Here is a 17,766-nt window from a genome sequence, read left to right as displayed (position 1 = left end):
CCCCACCCCTGCCCCTAAAGGGGGGCAGGTGGGGCGGGGCGCTTTTTGTGCACCACTTGCCCCACCTTGCCCCGCCCCACCTTTCGCGGGTGGGGCGGTGTCGTCAGCAGGCGTCCCGACGCGCACGAATTTCTTAAGCTCGCGCTTCACCGGGTCGCGTTCCTCCACTACGATGAGGGCGCGATTGGCGAACCAGCCACGTAGTAGCCCGTTGATCTTTGAGCGGTCGGACTTGTCGTGCTTGTACGCACTTAGCCCCAGCACCTCAGCAACTGCCTTGCCGACCCAATCCGCAGCCTGGGCGCTTTCCTTAAAAGATCCGGCAGCAACCAAGGCCTGTATCTGTCGCAGGTGGTCAACGGTGACGTTCTCGAACGCGTCAGGCGGCGTCCAGCGGGTGACCACGCCAATGCTATCGCCGTCGTCCCCATAGGGATCGTCGGGGGTCGCGTTGCCCAAGCTGACGGAGGCGAGCCGGAACCACTGCGCATCCTCGGCGGGGCTGCGATTGTGCTTGTCGTCCTGCACTGTGAACAGCCGCCGCCGCTCGCGATCCTCGGTAACGCCAAAGCGGTTGGCTTCCGCATCGTCCATGCGGTTTAGAACCAAGGTGGCGCGCGCCGCCGATGTGAGCGACACTGCACCACGAGAGGCCTCAGTCGTGACCTTTACGCCGTGGAGCTTGCGGCTGTGATGTACCAGCACGATCGCGCAATTGGCTTCCTTGGCGACCTTTGCCCATCGCTTCGCAACGGCATCGATTGCCGGGTTATTGTTCTCGTCCACGCTGTGACTCGACACGAACGGGTCAACGATCAGCACGTCCACCTTGCGGGCAATCAACTCTGCTGTGAGAGCTTCAACGACAGGCTCCCGTATCGTGAACCCCTCCGGGCCTTGGTCCGCAATGCATAGGCCAGCCCCATCCATGGCGCTGTCTACGAACAGCCGGCCGTCCACCTCTTCCGGCTTTACACCATGGAAGAGAGCCGCGGCGTGGAGCTGGCGGCTCAGCTCGTCCAAGTCATCTTCAAGGTTCCAGTACCAAGCGCGCTTAGGACCGCCCCACACGTCTTTGCCAAGCAGCCGGCGGCCGGTTGCCAGGGACAGGACAACGGAGGCCATAAGCGAGGATTTGCCGATGCCTCCAGGCGCAACCACTGCGGTTATGGTGTTGCGCAACAGCCAATGACCAAACACCCACGGCCGGCGGGGAATCGTGGTGGGATCGCACCAGACAAAAGGGGTGGCTTTGACCTCAACCGCCCCACCATTGGCGGCGCTAAGCCGGGGGTGGAAGGGCCGCGCGTCATCGACGCGAGCGGCGAAGGGGATGGGGCTCATGCAGGCACCTCCCTAAGCTCGTCGTTGAAGTCCTTAGCGCTGCCGCCTGGGTAGATGATGCGCGTCTCACGCCCGCCGCTGACGATCGCGGTTGCCGCTGCCTCGGCATGACGCCGCCCCTCCGCATCACCATCGCCACCGATGACGACGCTGCGTACCAGCTCGGGCAGGTGCATCCCCTTGACTGTGCCTTCACCCGGCGCGGCCCAAACGGATGGCGCGCCCATTTCCAGCAAGGACAAGCCATCTTCCACGCTGCCGCTCAGCACCAGCCCATGGTCCAGCACCGGCCCCAGCCGGATCGCGCCGCCACGCACGAAACCCAGCGAAAACTTCACCTTGCCGTCAGCGGACGCGGCCTTGCGCCCGTCACTGGTCAGGTAGATCCGCTGGATACCAGCCGGCGCGCTGTCGGGACCGGACACCACTGCCACCAGGGCGGGCAACAGGCCGGGGCCGTTCGCCACCAGTACGCCGCTATCCTTGGGCGGTTTCAGGCGCGCGAACCGCAAGGCGGGCGGCAGAGCGAAGGTGATGCCTCGGCTGCGCAAATATCCCTCTGCCGGGGTGCCATCGATCGGGGCGCTATCGCGGATGATCTCCAGCGCATAGCTGTTGTTGCGCTCGCCCCGTGCATCGACTTTGGGTGCGTCAATTAGCGGCAGGTTGCCTCCACAGAGCCGCTCAGCGGCTTCCCGCATCGTGACGCTGTACGCGCGCTGCACGAAGTCCAGCACGTCTCCAGAGGCTCCGCAGCCGAAGCAATGCCACCGCTCGCCCGCGCCGAACACATAGAACGAGGGCGAACGGTCGGCATGGAACGGACAGCAGCCCGCCAGCTCGCCCGCGACCGGCCGCAGCTTAACGCCAGCGCCGGCCGCGACCGACGCCACAGGATAGGCCTGCCGGATCGTCGGCACGTCCAGGCGGCTCATAGCTGCACCGTGCGGATAGGCAGGCCATGTTCAGCCGACAGCCGCAGGGCATAGTCATTCGCCTTGCGAGCAAGCCTCCAAACCACGCCGACGCCGCTGCCATCCGGGGCGGCGACTCCCACGATATGACCGCCCATCGTGGGCAGCACGGCAACGGACCAATGATCGGTCGCCGTTGCCATGTCGCGCAAATCGATCAGACGCGCCGTTGCAGGCAGGCCGTACAGGCGCGCGACCTCTCTGGGCAGCGTCATCCGCAGCCTGATCCGGCCCGGCGGGAGCGGTTTCGCCCTGTACCAAGCGTCGAGGGTCGGGGGCAGGTTAGCGCCCTGATCCGCGTAGCCGGACACGCCGGTGATCCGCTCCAGCTTGGTCCGCTCAAGCTCGCGGTGCCGCTGTAGGCAGACCGCAGCGACCGCACGGCTTTGGACCTCTCGCGACTGCCGAGAGGCAATGGAAAGAACGACGCTGCTCATGCGCGCGACCCTCCCAAGCTGGCCGCAGCCTCAAGGTACATGATGTATGCCAAAGCCATTTGCAGACTGGCGGCAGAGACGGTCACGCCGCCGTCTGCCAAGTCGCTCACACGTTCGGAGAGGTGATCGACGGCGAAAGCGCTGAGGGATCGAGGCGCGCCGGGTTCCTCGCCTGCCATCACAGCAAGGCGGGCGGCAATATAGGACCGCAGCGCCGCCGCCCCGCCGGCCTCAATCAACTCTTCCACCGGAAGGGCAGTGGACGCGGCAGGATCGCAAGCGGCAGATGGCCACACGATGGATGCGGGTGGGATCGGCTTCATGCCTCACCTCCCGAACGCGGCATGATGCGCCAAACGATCGCCTTCGCGCCGCTGACGTTCTGCCGGCGCAACCCCGTGTCTATAATCGCCTGCCGCTCCTTGAGCGCCGTAAAGCGAGGCTGGAGCGAATAGCGAGGATAGCCCGCCGCCGCACACGTCTCATCGACGGTCAGCCCGGTAGGGTGGCTGTGTAGCGTCTCCAGCACGACACGTTCTAGGCGGGCCATAGACGACAGGATGCCCATATAGGCGGCGGCGCTGGTGTCGGTGCGGCGGCTCATGCTGCACCTCCAGTTTCGCTAACGCCGGCAATCGGGAGAGCGGCTCGGCATTGTGAAGCCGGGCAAGAGATGCTATCTCGATTGGCGCTGACGTAAGAAGATTTGAGGAAAGGCCGTGCGGTGGCGACCGCGCGGCCTTTTCGCTTAATGGGCTTCGGCGCCCCAGCCGATGGCAGGGCCATAAGTCACGCGGCCCCCACCAGTCGGTTGATGCTCTCGACCTTCACAAGTCGGCGGCGACCAACCTTGACGGTATCCAGCTCGCCACGGCTCATTAGGCGGTAGAGAGTGGGGATGCTCAGGCCCGACATGATGCGGGCATCTGCTAAGGTAACGGCTACAGGGACCACGGTGAAAGCTCCATTCTGTGTGGAGCTTCCTGATGCGTCAGGACGAATCCTGGCTTTACCGCCGACAAGTCGACGCTTGTCTTGTGTCTCCAAGCCGACTTCGGTCGCCACCATCGTTGAATCTGGTCGCGCAATCGGGTTATGAACGCATTGGGGCATGTTCACGCATGTCCTCCCACGGTGTTGTGAGCGGCTGTCACAGCCGCCGCCCATCGCTGGTAGAGCGACCGGGAGGGCTTCGCTTTCCTAGGGCATGGGCCCTCCCGGTCGTGACGCGATCCTCAAAGGATCGAAAGGGGCCGGCTATCTTAACCGGTAGGTGATACCCGCCATGAGTTAAGCTGATCGGAACAGATAGCCAACCATGAACAGCGGCCATTTCCACCCGGCCGTCTCGCGCCATGCCGCCAAGAGGTCGAGATGCGCCGTTCCGAGGTGGCGCGGTTGAGCCACATCACGGTTGCGACGACGCGGTTGAAGCCGATAGCAAATGCTGAAATTCGGCCCGTGCGGCCGGGCTGCTCCTGTTAAACAAACGGATCAGGGCTTCCACTTCTTCCCAAACTTTTTGCTTGGGCGATTTGAGCCGTTCTAACCGCAGCTGCGCGGACACGCGCTTACCCTTCATTGCAGCCACAATCAGCCTAGCGGCGTCCCTGTCAGGCAGCTTGGTAAGCGCCTGTCGTTCGCTGGGCTTGTTCAGCGACGTGCCATTCAGTGCAGACGGATGCACCTCAAAGCGGGTGATCAGATGCCTAGCCGCTGCCAAATGTCGCCGCCCGGTTCGCGTCGAACGGTTGTTCTTCGCGGCCATGATTGTTGCGAGGCTCAAAGGGCGGCCTGGGCGACCAGGATCATCCAACTCAGGGCAGCCCATAGCCTCAAGGCGCTCAGCTCGCTCTCGCCCGCTTGCTGTGAGTTTGCGGCCATTTTGGCCGACAACATCCGCCATTATGCGGCACCTCTGATCGACACGATGGCGGCGCTGCGGTTTTGTAGGAAGCCGTCCCATGCCTGCATGAGCTGGCGGCGCTTCTCCAACAAATCGCCGCGGCGATAGGCGCGCTCGACTGCGCTGCTGATCTGGTGCGCCAGAGCCTTTTCAAGCACCTCGCTAGCGACGTTCGTTTCCTCCGCACCCCAGTCGCGGAACGTTGACCGCCACCCGTGCACGGTTGCGTCTGGGGCGACTAACTGGAGGGCCTTGGTCACTGCCACGTCTGACAGGGGCTTGTCGTCCCTCGGCTTGCTGGTGCGGCGCTGGAGGCCTGGAAAGATGAGGCTGCTCGATCGGCTGGCATGAAGCTGCCGGAGCATAGCCGTGGCGCTGTCACTAAGCGGCACGACATGCTCCGTTTTCATCTTCATGCGATCGGCCGGCACGGTCCAAGTCCGGGCCTCAAGGTCAACCTCGTCCCATCGTGCGCCCCGCGCTTCTCCGCTGCGAACGCATGTCAGGATGGTAAATTGCAGGGCCAAGCGGGCGATCGTCTCAGGCTCTGCCCGCAGCTTGGCGAACACGGCCGGCGCATCGGCATAGGGCACGGCCGCGAAATGCTTTACGCCCTTTGGCTGCGGGGGGAGGCCCATTTTGATGGCCTTCATGGAGGCCTCATGCTCCCGGTAGCCATGCGCGGTAGCCCATGAGATGACGACGCCAATGCGTTGCAGGGTCCGCCGGGCTGTCTCAGGCTTGGCAAGCCATATCGGCTTCACCGCTTGCACGATCAGCGGCCCGGTCACCTGATCGATGGGACGGCTGCCGAGCATGGGATAGGCATAGTCCTTCAGCGTGGACAGCCACTGGGCGGAATGCTTGTCGTTCTTGAACCCGCTCTTGCGTTCGTCATAGACGCGCTGGGCGGCCTCTGCGAACGTCGGGATGGCGTTGGCAGCCTTCCGCTTCTCAACCACTGGGTCCAAGCCGTCGCGAACCACCTTGCGATGCTCTGCCGCCCGATCGCGGGCCTCTTTCAAAGTCACCTCGGGGAACCGGCCTAGGCCTATGTCACGCCGCTTGCCGGATGGATCGCGGACCCTCGCCAGCCATGACCGGGAACCGGATGGATTGACGACTAGCAACAGCCCGTCACCGACCGAATAGCGGCCGGGTGTTCGGTAGCTGTTGACCTCTGCGACAGTGGCGGGAGCGCGGCGGCGGGTTGGCTGCTTGTTATCCACCCCACCACGTTGCCCACAGCCCCACTGCGCTGTCAAGACATGACCTGATACAATGGGAGAGGGAAAGCCGCGCTTTTGCTGGATTTATGCTATGCAGATGATCGGATTGGAAACGCCAAGACGCACATGTTAGGCGGACACCCTCTCCGCCATTTTTCCTGTCGTGAACGGCAGGTTTCGGCACCAGCTTCGTACAGGCTGAAGCCCCGGCCGGGATCATCCCGGCCGATGCCATGTCGCGTCGCGACACCCTTATCCGTTCCTCCCGAAACATAGCCCGGCAAAGCGGCTCTCGTATCCGTGCGTCCGCTGAAACAGCCGGCCAGATCGACCAGCGACTGGTGATGCCGTCGCCCGGCCACCGCCCACCCGGGCGCGGATGGCGGGCGGACCGGTTCCGACCCGCCCGCCGAGGATCGAGTCACGACCAGGTGGGAACCGGCTCGACCGATTCCCGCCGGCAGAGGCGACAGGCTTCGTGCAGGTCGGCGGCGAGTTCGTCGACCCGCTCGACCTGCGCATCCCAGGCGAACATGAAGCGGGCGCCGCCACCGATGAAGGTGTAGAAGCGCCAGCCGCGTCGGCGCAGTTCGTCGAGCACGGCGGGCGGGGCGGTGAGGAACACGCCGTTCGCCTGCACCGGGAACAGCAGGCGCACTTCGGGCAGGTTCGCCAACCTGGCCGCGAGCCGCTGCGCGCAGGCATTGCCATGCTGGGCGTTGCGCAGCCACGCGCCGCTTTCGAGCAGGGCGACCCAGGGCGCCGACAGGAAGCGCATCTTGGAGGCGAGCTGGCCCGCCTGTTTGCAGCGATAGCCGAAATCCTCGGCCAGCGCCCGGTCAAAGAAGATCACCGCCTCGCCGACCGCCATGCCATTCTTGGTCCCGCCGAAGCACAGCACGTCGACCCCGGCCTGCCAGGTCATCTCCGCCGGGGTGCAGCCCAGGGTGGCGCAGGCATGGGCGAAGCGCGCGCCGTCCATGTGCAGCCGGAGGCCCAGCTCGCGGCACAGCGCGGCGATCGCCGTGACTTCCTCGACGCTGTAGACCTGCCCCGTCTCGGTCGGTTGGGTGATCGTCACCACGCGCGGCTTGGGGAAATGGATGTCGGAACGGGTGGTCGCCAGCTCGCGGATCGCCTGGGGCGTCAGCTTGCCGTCGGGCGAGGGGGCGAGCAACAGCTTGGAGCCGTTGGAGAAGAATTCGGGCGCGCCGCATTCGTCGGTCTCGACATGCGCCGACGACGAACAGATGACGCTGTGATAGGATTGGCAGAGCGAGGCGAGCGCCAGCGAATTGGCGGCGGTGCCGTTGAAGACGAAGAAGACCTCGCAATCCTTGTCGAACAGCGTGCGGAAACAGTCGGCGGCCTGCTGCGTCCAGCCATCGTCGCCATAGGCGGTGGCGGAGCCGCCATTGGCGGCAAGCATCGCGTCCCATGCTTCCGAACAGGCTCCGGCATAATTGTCGCTGGCGAATTGTTGCGGTTGATAGCTCGTCACAGGCCGATTCCGTAGTTGTTGACGGCATCCGGCATCGGGGGAACGACGATGTGGCTAAAAACCCGCTAATTGCCGGATCGGCCACATCCCTCTGTTTCCAGGGGTACCACCTTGCGCGGGCGCAGGTTGGTGCCGGACGTGCTCCGACTCTTGATGCTGGTTAGGCCGCTAGACGAGGCGGGACTGATCGTCAAGCCTGTCGTGCCGGGGACAAGGTCGATGGAGATGGCGGGGTGGAGGCTCGCTCCCGGTGCGCCAAAGGCGTAAGGCCACCCGACATCGCCCGTCGATGCGGAGTCTGTCGTGTCCTGCCTGTCCCTGTCCTGCCTTCCCCGCCGCCGCCCGTTGCCGCTGTTTCCGCTGCTCGTGGCGGTGCTGCTGTCCCTTCTCGCTGCCGGCGCCGCGACGGCGCAGGCGGACGATCCGGTCGGCGCGGCGGTGACGAAGCTGGCCGAGGCTTCCGCCGATGTCCGCGCGGTGGAGGCGGCGGCGGACGATGCGCATGGCCGCGAGGAACGCGGCGAGCTGATCGACCGGCTGGCGGCGGCGCGGACCGTGGCGGCGGACACCGGCGCGACGTTGCAGGCGCAGATGGCGCTGGTCGATGCCAAGATCGCGGAGGTCGGCCCGACCACGGCCGGCATCGTCGACGCGCCTGACATCGTCGCGCAGCGCAAGCTGCTGGCGCAGCGGCGGGCGACGATCGATTCGGCGATCAAGCGCGGCAATCTGCTGTCGGTCGAAGCGCAACAGATGACCGACAGCATCAACGCCGCCCAGGCCGCCGAACTGGGTCGGAGCTGGGCGACGCGCAATGCCTCGCCCCTGACCCCGGCCTTCTGGGCCGGCATCGCCACCGCGCTGCCCCATGATATGGAGCAGGCGACCCGCTATGCCGGGCGGGTGATGCGCGACATCGTCGCCGGCGCGCGGGGCGGCCATGTCTGGCTGGCGGTGCTGGGGCTGGTCGTGGCGATCGCGCTGGCCTGGCCGGCGCGGATCGCGCTGCGCGATGCGGGGCGCCGCTATGCGATCGGCTCCGCCCCCGGCCACCGGGTGCGTCGGTCGAGCTATGCCATGTGGCGCGTGGCGACGGGCACGCTGCTGCCGACGCTGGCGGCGGTGATGCTGGTGCAGGGGCTGCGCTGGTCGGGGCTGGCGGGGGCGACCGCCGAGCCGGTGCTGTCGACCTTCGTCTTCGCGGTCGGCATGGGCAATTTCGTCGGCGCGCTGGCCGCGGCGCTGCTGATGCGCAGCCAGGGATCGTGGCGATTGCTGCCGATCGGCGACCGGGTAGCGGTGGCGCTGTTGCCCTGGGCCTGGGTGCTGGCGATCCTGACCGCGCTCGACATGCTGCTGCCCGCCGTCAACGCGGTGCTGCATATCGGCGGCGCGCTCGATGCGGCGGCGAATGCGGGACTGGCGACGATCCGGCTGGTCGTGATCGGCGGCGTCCTGCTGACGCTGGGCCGGCTGCGCGCCCATGCCGACGAGGCTGCCGATGCCGCCGCCGCGCAGAACCCGGCGGTGGAGGCGTCCGCCGGCGCGGCGGCAGGGCGCGCCTGGGTGGGCGGCGTGACGCTGGTCGCCTGGCTGGTGACGCTGGCCAGCACTGCCGCGCTGCTGGTCGGCTATACCAATTTCAGCCTGTTCCTGACCCGGATCGCGATCGAGTGGCTCGCGATCGTCGCCGCCACCTTCTACCTGTTGCTGGTCTTCATCGACGATGTCGTGACCACCGTCTTCGCATCGGCCAGCCGCACCGGCCAGCTGCTGGCGCGCGGCATCGGCATCAGGGCGAGCGCGATCGACCAGTTCGGCGTGCTGCTGTCGGGCGCGCTGCGGCTGGGACTGGCGATCGTCGCGGTGGTGATGCTGCTGACCCCGTTCGGGTCGGACGTGGGGTCGACCTTCGACCGGTTCGCGACCGTCGCCAACGGCATCACCGTCGGCGATGTCAGCATCTCGCCCTGGGCGATCATCCGCGCCGTGATCGTGCTGTGCGTCGGGCTGACGCTGGCGCGGCTGTTCATGCGCTGGCTGAACGAGCGCTATCTGCCGACCACCGAGCTGGACCTGAGCGCGCGCAACTCCTTCGCGATGGTCGCGCGCTATCTCGCGATCATCCTGGCGGTGCTGTGGGGGCTGACGTCGCTGGGCATCGGCATGGAGCGGATCGCCCTGCTGCTGTCCGCCCTGTCGGTCGGCATCGGCTTCGGCCTGCAGGCGATCACGCAGAATTTCGTGTCCGGCCTGATCCTGCTGGCGGAGCGGCCGGTGAAGATCGGCGACCTGGTGCGGATCGGTGCCGACGAAGGCGATGTGAAGCGGATCAGCGTGCGGTCGACCGAGATCGAGCTGGCCGATCATTCGACGCTGATCGTGCCCAATTCCGAACTCATCACCAAGCCGGTGCTGAACAAGACGCTGAACAATCCGCTCGGCCGCGTGCAGATCCAGTTCTCGGTGCCGCTCAACATCGATCCGTCGCGGGTGCAGGCGATCGTGCTCGACGCCTTCGCCGTCGACCCGACCGTGCTGGACGATCCCGCGCCCAAGGCGTTCGTCGACAGCATCGCGGACGGCCGCATCCTGTTCAACTGCTTCGCCCACACCGCAGGCCCGCGTGCCGCCTATGGCGCGCGTAGCGCCGTGCTGCTCGCGGTGCTGCAACGCTTCGCCCAGGAGGAGATCGATGTCGGCACGGTGCCGCAGCAGCTCCAGCTCCTGCCGAGCGCGCCGCCGAACGGCTGAGCGGCGTCAGAGCGCGATCGTCCGCCCCTCGCGCGCGCTGGTCCGGGCGGCGTCGATGACGCGCAGGCCGGCGAGCGCATCTTCGGGCGTCACCGGGGGCGGCGCGCCGTCGCCGATCGCGGCGACCATGCCGGCATAATAGAGCCGCCAGTCGCCGCGTTCGCTCGGCACCGTCCGGCGTCCGCCGTCCGCCAGCGTCAGCACGCCGTCCAGCCCGGGCTCCTGCACGCCGAAGGCGGGATCGTCGATCCGTCCGCCCGCGCGCAGCACCGCCTCCTGCGGATCGATGCCATGGATGGCGAAGTGCCCGGCCGTGCCATGCAGCGCGAAGCGGGGGCGGGGGGCCAGCGTCAGCGTCGAGGCGGCGAGCGTCACCCGCCGCACGCCATAATGGAGCGTCATCGTGAAGGCATCGTCGACCCGCGCCTCGGGTCGCTGGGCGATCACGTCCGCGGCGACCCGCTCCGGCTGGCCGAACAGCACCAGCGCCTGGTCGACCAGATGCGGCCCCAGATCGGCGAGCAGGCCAGTGGCCATGCCGGGATCTTCCCGCCACCCCGGCTTGATCGCGGGCCGGAAGCGATCCCAGTGCATCTCGCAGCGCATCACCTCGCCCAACACGCCGCTCTTGACCAGCGACCGTACCGTCCGGAAGTCGCTGTCCCAGCGGCGATTGTGAAAGACGCTGAGCACGCGCCCCGCGGTCCGCGCCGCCGCGATCAGGACGGAGCCATCGTCGGGATCGGCGACGAAGGGCTTGTCGATCACCACATGCCTGCCCGCCGCCAGCGCCGCCCGGGCCAGGGGGGCATGGCTGGCATTGGGCGTCGCGATCACGACCAGTTCGATCGACGGATCGGCGATCAGCGCGGCGGGATCGGCGAAGACCGGCACGTCCGGCCAGGCGGCGGCAACCGCCGGTTTCTGGGAACTGGCGATGCCGGCGAGCCGCAGCCCCGGCGTCGCGGCGATCAGCGGCGCGTGGAAGGCGCTGCCCGCCAGGCCGAAGCCGATCAGGCCGGTGGCGATCGAGGGCTGGGTCATCGAAGCTCCTGACATTGCGGCACGGTTCGACGCCATGTGCCACATCGGGCCGCCGCCGCCCATCACCGCCCGCGCATTCGCCATGATCGAGGTCAAACCCGGTGGATAGAGCCGGGCCGCCGCGTCGTTATGCCCCGTTTCCGCCCTGATGAAAGCGCCGCGCCTTGTACACCGTCCTGGTCGCCGAAAGCGAAACCCCCGAACATCGCGCGGACCGCCGCGAACGCGCCGGACGCAGTTCCGGCGAGAGCTATATCGCGACGCTGGAACAGATGGTGCCCGGAATCGTCGCCGAACGGATCGCCCCCGCCGACGAGGATTCGCCCGTCTATACGCCCGAGCAGATCGCCGCCTATGACGGCGTCTTCCTCACCGGCTCGCCGCTCCATGTCTACGAGGACAGTCCGCCGGTGCGGCGGCAGATCGCGTTCATGCGCGCGGTCTTCGCCTCGGGCGTGCCGTCCTTCGGATCATGTGCGGGATTGCAGGTCGCGGTCGCGGCGGCGGGCGGAACGGTGCGGCCCATTCCCGAACGGCTGGAGGCGGGCATCGCGCGCCGCATCGCGTCGACCATGGCGGGGCGCGACCATCCGCTGCTCGCCGGCCGCCCCGCCTGCTGGGACGCGCCCGCCATCCATGGCGACGAGGTCGAATCGCTGCCCGAGGGCGCGCTGCTGCTCGCCAGCAACGGCGTCAGCGCGGTGCAGGCGGCGGAGATCCGGCATGACGGCGGCCTCTTCTGGGGCGTGCAATATCATCCCGAACTGTCGCCCGAGGAGATCGCCAGCGCATTGCGGGGCCAGGCGAACGACCTGGTCGAGCAGGGGCTGGCCTTGGACGAGGCGGCGGTGGAGCGGCACGCGGACTTGCTGGCGGCGTTGCGGGACGATCCCGACTCGCCGGCGCTCCGCTGGCATCTGGGGGTGGACGGGGAGTTCGCCGACATGGCCTGTCGCCGCCGCGAATTGCGCAACTTCCTCGACACGCTGGTGGCCGCGCGTCACGCGCAGCGACGGCGGGACTGACGCCGGCGGACCATGGCGTTCGCCCGGCCGGGCAAGGGGATAGCTCCAAACCGGCTCGTTCTTTTATACGACGAACGCTTCTGACGCCCCGTCAATATGTGTACGCAGAGACCAGAACAGGCATCGCAGGGGAGCGACAGGGGCCATGTCAACGCTGACGACCGATCTTCCTTTGCTGGACCGGGCGCCGCTCGGCCGCAACCTGACCTATGGCATGCTCGACAATCTGGGCCGGGCGATCGTCACGGGTCATTACGAACAGCGCAGCTTCCCGACCGAGGCGGAACTGGCGCGCCAGCACGGCGTCAGCCGATCGGTGACGCGCGAGGCGGTGAAGATGCTGACCGCCAAGGGGCTGCTGAGCGCCCGGCCGCGCCAGGGGACGGTGATCCAGCCATCGTGCAACTGGAATCTGTTCGACACCGACGTGCTGCGCTGGCTGCTCGAACGCAAATTCTCGATCGAGCTGCTGGTCCATTTCAACCAGCTGCGCGTCGCGATCGAGCCGGAGGCGGCGGCGCTGGCGGCGGGTTTCGCCGGGCCCGGCGACCTTCGCGACATCGCCGCCGGGCTGGAGCGGATGCGCGCGGCGGAGGCGGGGGAGGACGATCCGCTCGACGCCGATATCGCCTTCCATGTCGCGATCCTGCGCGCGTCGAAGAACCCGTTCTACGCGCAGTTCCGCGACGTGGTCGCGACCGCCCTGCGTACCTCCATCCGCTTCACCAACCGGATCAAGGGGCGCACCGCCAATATCGCCGACCACGAGGCGGTGGCGGAGGCGATCGCGACGGGCGATGCGGCGGCGGCGCGGGCGGCGATGCACCGGTTGATCCAGGATGTGCTGACGCTGATCGACGGCGGTTCGATCGCGTCCGCCGGAGGGCAGGGGGAGCGCGGCGGTACGTGACCGCCCCGTCCCCTTGCCCGGCGGCGGCTCAGCCGCCGGTGGTCAGGCGATAGGTCATGACGTTGCGATAGGTCTGGCCCGGGGCCAGCCGCGCCGAGCCGAAGTCCGGGCGGTTCGGCGTGTCCGGGAAGATCTGCGGCTCGAACACCACGGCGTCGCCCTGGCGATAGAGGCGCCCCGACTTGCCGGGAATGGTGCCGGTCAGGAAGTTGCCGGAATAGAATTGCAGGCCCGGCTGGTTCGACCACAGCTCGAACCCGCGGCCCGACACAGGGTCGCTGACCCGCGCCATCAGATGCTGGTCGGGGGTGACGGCGCGGCCGACCACCCAATTATGGTCATATCCCTTGCCGAACACGATCTGCGGGCTGCTGGCGTCGCGCACCCGGTCCGCCACGGCGCGCGGCGTGCGGAAGTCGAAGGGGGTGCCCGCCACCGGCTGGAACATGCCGGTCGGGATCGCGGTCTTGTCGGTCGGCAGGAAGGTGTCGGCCGGGATGGTCAGCACATGGCCCATCGCACCGCCCGGCGATCCCTCGCCGGCCAGGTTCCAATAGGCGTGGTTGGTGATGTTGACGATCGTCGGCTTGTCGGTCGTGGCGCGATATTCGATCGTCAGGTTGTTCTGCTCGTCGAGCGAATAGGTGGCGTCGACGGTCAGCGTGCCGGGATAGCCCATTTCCCCATCGCGGCTGACATGGCGCATCGTCACCGAGGCGGTCGGCCCGCTCTTCACCGAGGTGACGGCCCAGACCGCCTTGTCGAAGCCCTGCGGTCCGCCATGCAGCGTGTTGGGACCATCGTTCAGCGGCGCGCTATAGCTCTTGCCGTCCAGCGTGTAGCGGCCGGCGGCGATCCGGTTGGCGAAGCGGCCGACGCTGGCGCCGAAGAAGTTGGGATTGGCGATATATTCGGCGACCGTGGCATGGCCGAGCTGGACATCGGCGACCTGCCCCTTACGGTCGGGCATCAGCAGCGACTGGAGCGCCGCGCCATAGGCGATGACGCGCGCGGACACGCCCTTGCCGTTGGTCAGCGTCACCGCCGGCACGTCGCGACCATCGGGCATCGCGCCGAAGCTCGACCGCTTGGCGTCGGCGGCATAGGCGGCGGGGGCGGTCATCATCGCGGCGGCACATGCGGCAAGGGCCAGTCTCTTCATATCTCTCTCCTGCGGACACGCTCGCCTGCGGAGCGCCGGTCTCCCGCCATCCATATCCGGTGGCGCGGCACGGGCCAAGCTATTGGTTGGACAAATAGCGAAGCGGACGAACAAAGCCGCCGGCCCTGATCGGACCGGCGGCGCGCATCATCCCGGAGGTGGGGGGAAGGGGATCAGGCGAAGGCGACGCGGACCGAAGGGGCCGCCGAACGGCGCTGGCGGCGCATCGCCACCGCGATCGCACCGAAGCCGGTCAGCATCAACACCCAGGTGCCCGCCTCCGGCACCGCCGAGATGCCCTGGAACATGATCGTCACCATCCGCGTGCCGGCGAGACCGGTCGCCGGCGCGGAATAGGTCAGCGTGTTGCCGACCAGCGACAGCGAGCCGCCAAACGTGTCGTAGGAGATGACCGCATGGTCGAAGAAGCCGGCGGCATCGGCGGTGAAGCTCATCACGAAGCTGGATGCGCCCATCTGCGACGACACGTCCTTGATGGTCAGCGCGTTGTTGAAGAAAGTGGCGGTGTTGGTGTTGGCCGCATCCTCGAAGCCGAAGCCGCTGCCATAGCTGGCATCCACCGCGCTGGACGTCGCATTGGCATAGCCGGCGGGCACATAGCCATGGCTATTGTCGAAGTAATTGGTGCTGTTCGCGCCGAAGCGGATCGCGCCGGTGACGGTGGTCGTCGCCATGGCGGGCGTGGCAGCAACGACGGTGGTCAGGGCGGCGGCGGCGAAGAAGTTGCGAAACGTCGTCATGATGTTGGTCCCCGTTTGCGCAGTGCCGCGCTGTCGGAACCGTAATTGCGCGTATCGCGACCGTGCTTCAACGATCGCCTAAAGTTAACGAAGTGCCGGGGTGGAACGGTGGTTGGTTAATCGGTGCGGCGGCAATGGAGGATTTGGACGGTAAGGAGTATTACCCGATCTCAACCATGATCTTCAACCACGGCGCTGGCGAACGCGGTCGCTTCCGCATCCCTGTCGCCAGAGCCTGTGCGGGAGTGTGCAAGGCGGGGTTGCGCAAAGGCGCGAGCCGTGCCGGACCCGCATCCGCATTGCCGCGTTCCGCCCAATCCTGTCCCCTGCGCCGGAGCCGCGATGACCGATCCCAACCGCCCCTTGCGCCTCGGCTTTCCGGTCAAGGTGATGGGCCGCCCCGAGCTGAAGACGCAGGATACGCGGCGCTGGCAGAAGAACCCGCATCTGAAATGCTCGCTCGAACTGCTCGACCCGGTGCTCGACTATCTCGCGGCGGAGCGGCTCGACATGTACCGCCTGTCCTCGGACATCGCGCCCTACGCCACCCATCCCGACATGCCGCAATTCCATGACATGGTCGCGGAAAGCGATGCGGAATTGCGGGCGTTCGGCGCCAAGGCACGCGCGCTCGACATCCGCCTGTCCTTCCACCCCTCGCAATATATCCTGCTCAACGCGCCCGATGCCGGGCTGACGACGCGGAGCATCCGCGATCTCGCCAGCCAGTCGGAGATGCTCGACCGGATGGGGCTGGATGCGGAGGCGGTGGTCGTCACCCATGTCGGCGGCGTCTATGACGATCGCGAGGCGAGCCGCGCCCGCTGGATCAAGGGATGGGAGCAATGCCCGGATCATGTCCGTGCCCGGCTGGTGCTGGAGAATGACGATCTGCGCTTCTCCGCCGCCGATGTGCTGTGGATCCAGGAGCGGACGGGGGTGCGTTGCATCTTCGACTATCAGCATTTCTGGTGCCTCAATCCCGAGCGGCTCGACCTGCGCGACACGCTGGCGCGCTTTCTGGCGAGCTGGCCGGCGGGGGTGCGGCCGAAGATCCACTTCTCCTCGCCCCGTACCGAAATGCGCGAGGTGAAGCAGGCCATCTCCCCCAAGGAGCGCGAAGCCGCCAAGGCGGGGAAGAAGGCCGCCGGCAAGGCGCTGCTCAAGGCCCCGGTCAAGCCCAATGCCCGTGTCCGCACCGTGCTTCGCCCGCCGGTCTGGACCGGTCATGCCGACTTCACCAACCCGTTCGAGTTCGCCACCTTCATGCGCATGGCCGAGGGGCTGGACTTCGACGTGATGCTGGAGGGGAAGGCCAAGGATCTGAGCCTGTTGCGGCTGCGCGGCGATCTGGTCCGCTATGCACCCGACGTCGCCATCCGCTTCGGCCTGTCGGCGGACGATGCGGCGGCACTGGCGGAAGACGAGGCGCTGGTCGAAGACCATGCCGATGCCGAACAGGACGCCGATGTCGATGAGGGGGAAGGTTGATCGCCTGATCCGTCCCTTTACGGGACGGTCATGAGCTTCCTGATCCTTATCAGGCGATTGGCGGGCACATGGCAGGAACGTCATGCAAAATCGCTCATTATTGGTGCTGATGGCCAGCATTGCGTCCCTGTTGTTCGACACACCGTCGGAGCCACCGCCAACGCGGCCCGGTCTGGACGGGCTGACCCTTCATCTTCGCCAGGGTTGGACGGAAGACGGCTATGTCTGTCTTCCCGGTCATGCGGCGGGACCGGTCTTGGTGATGCTGCCCTCCACCGCCTGGCAGCGCATCGTCCTGCGACACCGCCCGAACCTGTCCGCCGCCGTCGCGGAGGTCGCCGCCGAGGCCAGTCGCCATGGCCGTTGGCGGCGGATGTTCGGCCGGCGCGCCTTGCTGGTCGATCCCGCCGGCTGACCCCGGCACCTTGCTTCGCCGGCAAAAAATTTTATATACCGTTCGTTATGGAAAAAGCCGTCTGCACCGTGCCCAAGGGCCGGCCGCGCGAGTTCTGCACGGAACGGGCGCTCGCCGCCGCATTGCGCGTCTTCTGGAGCAAGGGCTATGAAGGCGCCTCGCTCACCGAGCTGACCGAGGCGATGGGCATCACCAAGCCCAGCCTCTATGCCGCGTTCGGCAATAAGGAAGCCTTGTTCCACAAAGCCTTGGACCTCTACGAGGCCGAGAAGCTGGACTATATGCGCACCGCGCTGGACCAACCCAGCGCGCGGGGCGTGGTCGAGCATCTGCTGCGCGGTGCGGTCCAGATGCAGACCAGCCAATGCGATCCCAAGGGCTGCATGGGCGTCATCCACATGACCGCGTGCGGCAGCGAGGCCGAGTCGATCAAGACCGATGTCATCGCCAGGCGCGCCTCCTCGCAGGCTGCGCTGGTCGAGCGGCTGGAGCGCGCCAAGCGCGAGGGCGACCTGCCTGCGGATGCCGATATCGCCGGCCTCACCCAATATCTCTACGCCGTGCTGCAGGGGATGGCGGTGCAGGCCGGGTCGGGCGCGACGCGCGACGAGCTGGACCGGGTGATCGCGATCAGCCTGCAATGCTGGCCGAGCAAGTGATTGCGGTCGCACGATTTGATGGTCCGGAACGCTAAAATACCGTTCGGTACACAAAGTCGTTGACGCTCGCGAATCACGCTTATATACCATGCGGTACGGAAGGCGGCTCCCAACAAAAAGGGTGATCCACCGACCCGGAGTAAGCATACCGGCC

18 protein-coding genes and 1 riboswitch are annotated in these 17,766 nt (G+C 66.9%); of the genes, 6 read left to right on the top strand and 12 right to left on the bottom strand.

The window, feature by feature from the left end; all coding sequences use genetic code 11:
- From BRX43_RS02465 to BRX43_RS02425, 9 genes are all read right to left on the bottom strand, one after another.
- On the bottom strand, positions 1–1,344 hold a 1,344-nt coding region (locus BRX43_RS02465; protein ID WP_125993239.1), incomplete at its 3' end, for an AAA family ATPase.
- Positions 1,341–2,279, bottom strand: coding sequence for a CHC2 zinc finger domain-containing protein (locus BRX43_RS02460; RefSeq protein ID WP_125993238.1), 939 nt, complete (start codon positions 2,277–2,279; stop codon positions 1,341–1,343). The genes BRX43_RS02465 and BRX43_RS02460, both read right to left, overlap by 4 nt.
- The gene (locus BRX43_RS02455; protein ID WP_125993237.1) at positions 2,276–2,755 is read right to left on the bottom strand and encodes a hypothetical protein; all 480 of its coding nucleotides are present in this window, start codon (positions 2,753–2,755) and stop codon (positions 2,276–2,278) included. Before BRX43_RS02455 ends, BRX43_RS02460 begins: the two co-directional genes overlap by 4 nt.
- The gene (locus tag BRX43_RS02450) at positions 2,752–3,078 is read right to left on the bottom strand and encodes a hypothetical protein (protein ID WP_125993236.1); all 327 of its coding nucleotides are present in this window, start codon (positions 3,076–3,078) and stop codon (positions 2,752–2,754) included. The genes BRX43_RS02455 and BRX43_RS02450 overlap by 4 nt, the downstream gene beginning before the upstream one ends.
- The gene (locus tag BRX43_RS02445; RefSeq protein ID WP_125993235.1) at positions 3,075–3,359 is read right to left on the bottom strand and encodes a hypothetical protein; all 285 of its coding nucleotides are present in this window, start codon (positions 3,357–3,359) and stop codon (positions 3,075–3,077) included. Before BRX43_RS02445 ends, BRX43_RS02450 begins: the two co-directional genes overlap by 4 nt.
- Positions 3,360–3,544: 185 nt before the next feature.
- A complete protein-coding gene (locus BRX43_RS20705) occupies positions 3,545–3,874 on the bottom strand; it encodes a helix-turn-helix domain-containing protein (RefSeq protein ID WP_241214717.1) in 330 nt (109 codons plus the stop codon).
- Positions 3,875–4,163: 289 nt separating this feature from the next.
- A complete protein-coding gene (locus BRX43_RS02435) occupies positions 4,164–4,523 on the bottom strand; it encodes a hypothetical protein (RefSeq protein ID WP_125993234.1) in 360 nt (119 codons plus the stop codon).
- A 137-nt stretch (positions 4,524–4,660) separates the two neighbouring features.
- Positions 4,661–5,890 (bottom strand): integrase arm-type DNA-binding domain-containing protein, encoded by a 1,230-nt coding sequence (locus tag BRX43_RS02430; RefSeq protein ID WP_125993233.1) that lies wholly within the window; start codon positions 5,888–5,890, stop codon positions 4,661–4,663.
- 421 nt (positions 5,891–6,311) lie between these two features.
- Positions 6,312–7,391: a low specificity L-threonine aldolase gene (locus BRX43_RS02425; RefSeq protein ID WP_125993232.1), complete on the bottom strand. Its 1,080-nt coding sequence runs from the start codon at positions 7,389–7,391 to the stop codon at positions 6,312–6,314.
- 55 nt (positions 7,392–7,446) lie between these two features.
- Positions 7,447–7,553, bottom strand: a riboswitch (SAM-I-IV-variant riboswitch).
- 141 nt (positions 7,554–7,694) lie between these two features.
- Between BRX43_RS02425 and BRX43_RS02420 the strand changes: the two genes are divergently transcribed.
- On the top strand, positions 7,695–10,145 hold the full coding sequence (locus BRX43_RS02420) for a DUF3772 domain-containing protein (RefSeq protein WP_241214716.1): 2,451 nt from the start codon (positions 7,695–7,697) through the stop codon (positions 10,143–10,145).
- A gap of 6 nt (positions 10,146–10,151) precedes the next feature.
- Here the strand turns inward: BRX43_RS02420 and BRX43_RS02415 are convergent, their stop codons facing one another.
- Positions 10,152–11,189, bottom strand: a complete 1,038-nt coding sequence (locus tag BRX43_RS02415; RefSeq protein WP_125993231.1) for an oxidoreductase — start codon at positions 11,187–11,189, stop codon at positions 10,152–10,154.
- Positions 11,190–11,353: 164 nt separating this feature from the next.
- Here BRX43_RS02415 and BRX43_RS02410 point away from each other — a divergent pair, with 164 nt between their 5' ends.
- Both BRX43_RS02410 and BRX43_RS02405 read left to right on the top strand, forming a co-directional pair.
- Positions 11,354–12,214 carry a type 1 glutamine amidotransferase gene (locus tag BRX43_RS02410; RefSeq protein ID WP_125993230.1) on the top strand — a complete coding sequence of 287 codons (861 nt, stop codon included), beginning with the start codon at positions 11,354–11,356 and terminating at the stop codon, positions 12,212–12,214.
- A gap of 145 nt (positions 12,215–12,359) precedes the next feature.
- Positions 12,360–13,124, top strand: coding sequence for an FCD domain-containing protein (locus BRX43_RS02405; protein ID WP_206433067.1), 765 nt, complete (start codon positions 12,360–12,362; stop codon positions 13,122–13,124).
- Between the two features lie 28 nt (positions 13,125–13,152).
- On the opposite strand, the gene BRX43_RS02400 is transcribed toward BRX43_RS02405, so the two are convergent.
- Together BRX43_RS02400 and BRX43_RS02395 are read right to left on the bottom strand one after the other, a co-directional pair.
- The gene (locus BRX43_RS02400) at positions 13,153–14,286 is read right to left on the bottom strand and encodes an aldose epimerase family protein (protein ID WP_125993229.1); all 1,134 of its coding nucleotides are present in this window, start codon (positions 14,284–14,286) and stop codon (positions 13,153–13,155) included.
- A gap of 173 nt (positions 14,287–14,459) precedes the next feature.
- Complete coding sequence (locus BRX43_RS02395; RefSeq protein WP_125993227.1) at positions 14,460–15,047, bottom strand: PEP-CTERM sorting domain-containing protein; 588 nt, start codon at positions 15,045–15,047, stop codon at positions 14,460–14,462.
- A gap of 342 nt (positions 15,048–15,389) precedes the next feature.
- Between BRX43_RS02395 and uvsE the strand changes: the two genes are divergently transcribed.
- From uvsE to BRX43_RS02380, 3 genes are all read left to right on the top strand, one after another.
- Positions 15,390–16,538, top strand: a complete 1,149-nt coding sequence (uvsE, locus tag BRX43_RS02390; RefSeq protein WP_125993225.1) for a UV DNA damage repair endonuclease UvsE — start codon at positions 15,390–15,392, stop codon at positions 16,536–16,538.
- 109 nt (positions 16,539–16,647) lie between these two features.
- Positions 16,648–16,953, top strand: coding sequence for a hypothetical protein (locus BRX43_RS02385; RefSeq protein ID WP_125993224.1), 306 nt, complete (start codon positions 16,648–16,650; stop codon positions 16,951–16,953).
- A gap of 47 nt (positions 16,954–17,000) precedes the next feature.
- On the top strand, positions 17,001–17,612 hold the full coding sequence (locus BRX43_RS02380; protein ID WP_125993223.1) for a TetR/AcrR family transcriptional regulator: 612 nt from the start codon (positions 17,001–17,003) through the stop codon (positions 17,610–17,612).
- Positions 17,613–17,766 lie beyond the last annotated feature (154 nt).

Source organism: Sphingomonas sp. S-NIH.Pt15_0812 (assembly GCF_003951315.1).
Taxonomy (GTDB): Bacteria; Pseudomonadota; Alphaproteobacteria; order Sphingomonadales; family Sphingomonadaceae; genus Sphingomonas.
This window is presented reverse-complemented; position numbering and strand designations above follow the sequence as displayed.

Coding starts and splice junctions, on each gene's coding strand:
- uvsE (WP_125993225.1), top strand. CDS start 15,390: ATGACCGATCCCAACCGCCCCTTGCGCCTCGGCTTTCCGGTCAAGGTG.
- BRX43_RS02450 (WP_125993236.1), bottom strand. CDS start 3,078: ATGAAGCCGATCCCACCCGCATCCATCGTGTGGCCATCTGCCGCTTGC.
- BRX43_RS02400 (WP_125993229.1), bottom strand. CDS start 14,286: ATGAAGAGACTGGCCCTTGCCGCATGTGCCGCCGCGATGATGACCGCC.
- BRX43_RS02445 (WP_125993235.1), bottom strand. CDS start 3,359: ATGAGCCGCCGCACCGACACCAGCGCCGCCGCCTATATGGGCATCCTG.
- BRX43_RS02405 (WP_206433067.1), top strand. CDS start 12,360: ATGTCAACGCTGACGACCGATCTTCCTTTGCTGGACCGGGCGCCGCTC.
- BRX43_RS02460 (WP_125993238.1), bottom strand. CDS start 2,279: ATGAGCCGCCTGGACGTGCCGACGATCCGGCAGGCCTATCCTGTGGCG.
- BRX43_RS02380 (WP_125993223.1), top strand. CDS start 17,001: ATGGAAAAAGCCGTCTGCACCGTGCCCAAGGGCCGGCCGCGCGAGTTC.
- BRX43_RS02455 (WP_125993237.1), bottom strand. CDS start 2,755: ATGAGCAGCGTCGTTCTTTCCATTGCCTCTCGGCAGTCGCGAGAGGTC.
- BRX43_RS02385 (WP_125993224.1), top strand. CDS start 16,648: ATGGCCAGCATTGCGTCCCTGTTGTTCGACACACCGTCGGAGCCACCG.
- BRX43_RS02415 (WP_125993231.1), bottom strand. CDS start 11,189: ATGACCCAGCCCTCGATCGCCACCGGCCTGATCGGCTTCGGCCTGGCG.
- BRX43_RS02395 (WP_125993227.1), bottom strand. CDS start 15,047: ATGACGACGTTTCGCAACTTCTTCGCCGCCGCCGCCCTGACCACCGTC.
- BRX43_RS02435 (WP_125993234.1), bottom strand. CDS start 4,523: ATGGCCGCGAAGAACAACCGTTCGACGCGAACCGGGCGGCGACATTTG.